This is a genomic window from uncultured Thiodictyon sp., from assembly GCF_903828115.1.
In the GTDB taxonomy this organism is placed as follows: Bacteria; Pseudomonadota; Gammaproteobacteria; order Chromatiales; family Chromatiaceae; genus Thiodictyon.
This window is the reverse complement of sequence record NZ_CAIKKU010000494.1, coordinates 1-2,565: the sequence shown is the minus strand read 5'-3', so window position 1 is coordinate 2,565 and position 2,565 is coordinate 1. Positions and strand designations below refer to the sequence as shown.

3 protein-coding genes are annotated in these 2,565 nt (G+C 68.0%); 1 reads left to right on the top strand and 2 read right to left on the bottom strand.

Annotated features, from left to right (window positions below; genetic code table 11):
- Positions 1–1,009: hypothetical protein (locus QZY48_RS18120; protein ID WP_295433697.1), on the top strand; the 1,009-nt coding region annotated here is incomplete at its 5' end.
- Positions 1,010–1,296: 287 nt separating this feature from the next.
- Here QZY48_RS18120 and QZY48_RS18115 read toward each other — a convergent pair.
- On the bottom strand, positions 1,297–2,064 hold the full coding sequence (locus QZY48_RS18115) for a YdcF family protein (RefSeq protein ID WP_295433695.1): 768 nt from the start codon (positions 2,062–2,064) through the stop codon (positions 1,297–1,299).
- 28 nt (positions 2,065–2,092) lie between these two features.
- On the bottom strand, positions 2,093–2,371 hold the full coding sequence (locus QZY48_RS18110) for a hypothetical protein (protein ID WP_295433692.1): 279 nt from the start codon (positions 2,369–2,371) through the stop codon (positions 2,093–2,095).
- Between the last annotated feature and the right edge of the window lie 194 nt (positions 2,372–2,565).

The following is a 2,565-nucleotide window of genomic DNA, read 5'->3' as shown; positions in this document are numbered from 1 at the left end:
GGAAAAGGAACTCGCGCTCAAGAGCCAGCGGCTGGACGTGCTGATTATCGAACGCTTACCCGGCGCCGCGGCGGCCACTGAGGCAGCCCTGGCCGACCTGCCCGACGGGTTGGAGAACCTCACCGCCCACAATGTCTTGACCTACAAGTCCAAACAGGAGCCGCTGGACGGCTGGGCACTCGAAGAGCTGATCGGCCACTACGTCACCTATCGCAAACTCGCCTCCATCCAGGCCGCCACGGGCCGACCGCCGGCCGCCGACACCGACGCCGCCGTGGAACCGCCGGCCGCGGGCTATCGGCTCCTGCCGGAGGCGGATTTCCGTCTCTATGCCGTCGCCACCCGCCATCCTGGGAAGCTGTTCCGGCAACTCCCCGCCGCGGCCCGGACCCCCAGCGCCTGGCCCGGTATCTACGACCTCGGCTGGGGCAGCCGCCGGATCCGGCTGATCGTCCTGAACGCCTTGGCCCAGCATCCGCGCAATGCCCCCTGGGAACTGTTCGCCAGCGAGATGGATCGAATCCGCTATGGACTGGCCCATTACCGGCCGCACAGCCCCGCGGCGCAGTTGCTGCGCTACCATCTTGCCAACGTCCACCGTCTGGAGTTTCCCGACATGGCTTACACACTCGACGACTTCAAACGCGACACCTACCGTATGGTCATCGATGACCTGCATGAACTCAGCGCGCAAGAGCGCCAAGCACTGCTGGAGCGGATGGATGTCGAAGACCGCTTGCGCGGGCTGGCCCCCGAAGACCGCTTGCGCGGGCTGGCCACCGAGGACCGCTTGCGCGGGCTGGCCGCCGAGGACCGCTTACGCGGGCTGGCCGCCGAGGACCGCTTGCGCGGGCTGGCCGCCGAGGACCGCTTGCGCGGCTTGGCCGCCGAAGACCGCTTGCGCGGGCTGGCCGCCGAAGACCGCTTGCGCGGGCTCGCCACCGAAGACCGCTTACGCGGGCTGGACCCCGAACAAGTCAAGGCTTGGCTCAAACGCACCGGGCATTAAACGCACGCCGGAGCGGTTTCGCTGACGCCCACGGTTACGACCGTCCCGGCCTGGATCATCGTTGCAGCCACCGCGGGTCACCGTGCGGTCGTCGGTCCGCACAGCGGACCCGACGGGCGCGCGGCCTCGATCAACATTCCGGCCACCCCACCGATCACGGACGCCGCGCCAACGCCGTAGGAGCGGCCCCCCGGCCGCGACGGGTGACCGCAAGGGCCGGGTGCCCGAAGTAATGATCAAAAAAGCGCCACCAAGCGGCCGCCATCGCAACTCCCGCCCCGGCGTCATCACGCCCAGCCCCGCCACCAATACACCCACCAGCCCAAATACTCCTTCAGCGCGCGCGTACTGCCCGCCAGGGCCCCCGCATCCGGCAGCCAGCGCAGTGCTTGGGCCGGCTGGGGCATCACCTCGAAATCGGTCGGCGCCGGCATCGCCGCCACCCCCGCCGCACGGAAACTCGCCAGCGCGCGCGGCATGTGCAGGGCCGAGGTCACCAGCAGCACGCGCTCGATCCCCAGCGTCCGGATCAGCTCCGCGCTGTAGAGCGCATTCTCGCGGGTGCTGCGGCTGCGCTCCTCCAACACCAACGCGGCGGCCGGCACCCCCAGATCGGCCAGCAACCGACCCATGGCCTGCGCCTCCGGCAGTCGCTCCCCCTGCCAGGCCAGGCGCCCGCCGGACAGGATCAACCGCTTGGCCTTGCCGGCGTGAAAGATCCGCGCCGCCTGCCAGACCCGGTCAGCCGCCGGACCCAGGTCCGGATACGGCCAGCCGGGCGGCCCAGCATCGATCGCACCCCCCAGCACCACCGCCGCCTCGGCGACCGGCAATTCCGCGACGGGCAGATTGGCAAAACGTCCCTCCAGCGACTGCCGCAGCGCATCCGAGACGGCGGGCAGCGACCAGACCCCCAACCAAACGACCGCCGCCAGGATCACCCCCGCACCCCAGCGTCGCCGCCCCAACGCCGGCAAAAGCAGTCCCAGCAGGCACAGGGTCAACGACAAACCCAGCGGAGACGCCAGTTGCCACAGTAGCTTGTCGATACGCAAGGTACCCCGGTAGCTTGTCGAGGTAGCCCTACACCGCAGCGGACACGGCGCGGTCTATCAGTCGCCTCTTGAAACGGCTCAGCCAGCCACCGGACGGTTGCACGCAGATCGCCACAGGCTTTTCTAACTCGTCAAATTCGGCTTCAATCATCCGTGCCAGATCATACATGGCTGGCGTGGGATTCGCGGCATAGATTGTCACCCAAGCCTCACCGTTCGGGAGGGCCGCGACCCGCCCAGTCAGCCCTTCCACGCCGAGGTTGCTCTCGAAGTAGCCCATCACATAGTCCAGAATCTGGTTCGGCATATTCCCTCCACGCTCGATGACCTGTTGCCCCATGATACCGCGATAAAGGGTCGCAGCCCTTCAGGGGTGACGAACAGCAAGTCTATCTTTCAAGATCGGCGCTGCTCCGGCGCGGTTGCCCGCGCCCCGCATGCCAAACCCGGCCTTGACCACTATTCCGGCCACCTCTTGGGTGATATCCGTCGCGGCCGGGG

What these genes read in the sequence shown, in the direction of transcription:
- QZY48_RS18110 (WP_295433692.1), bottom strand. Translation starts at nt 2,371, where the DNA reads ATGCCGAACCAGATTCTGGACTATGTGATGGGCTACTTCGAGAGCAAC.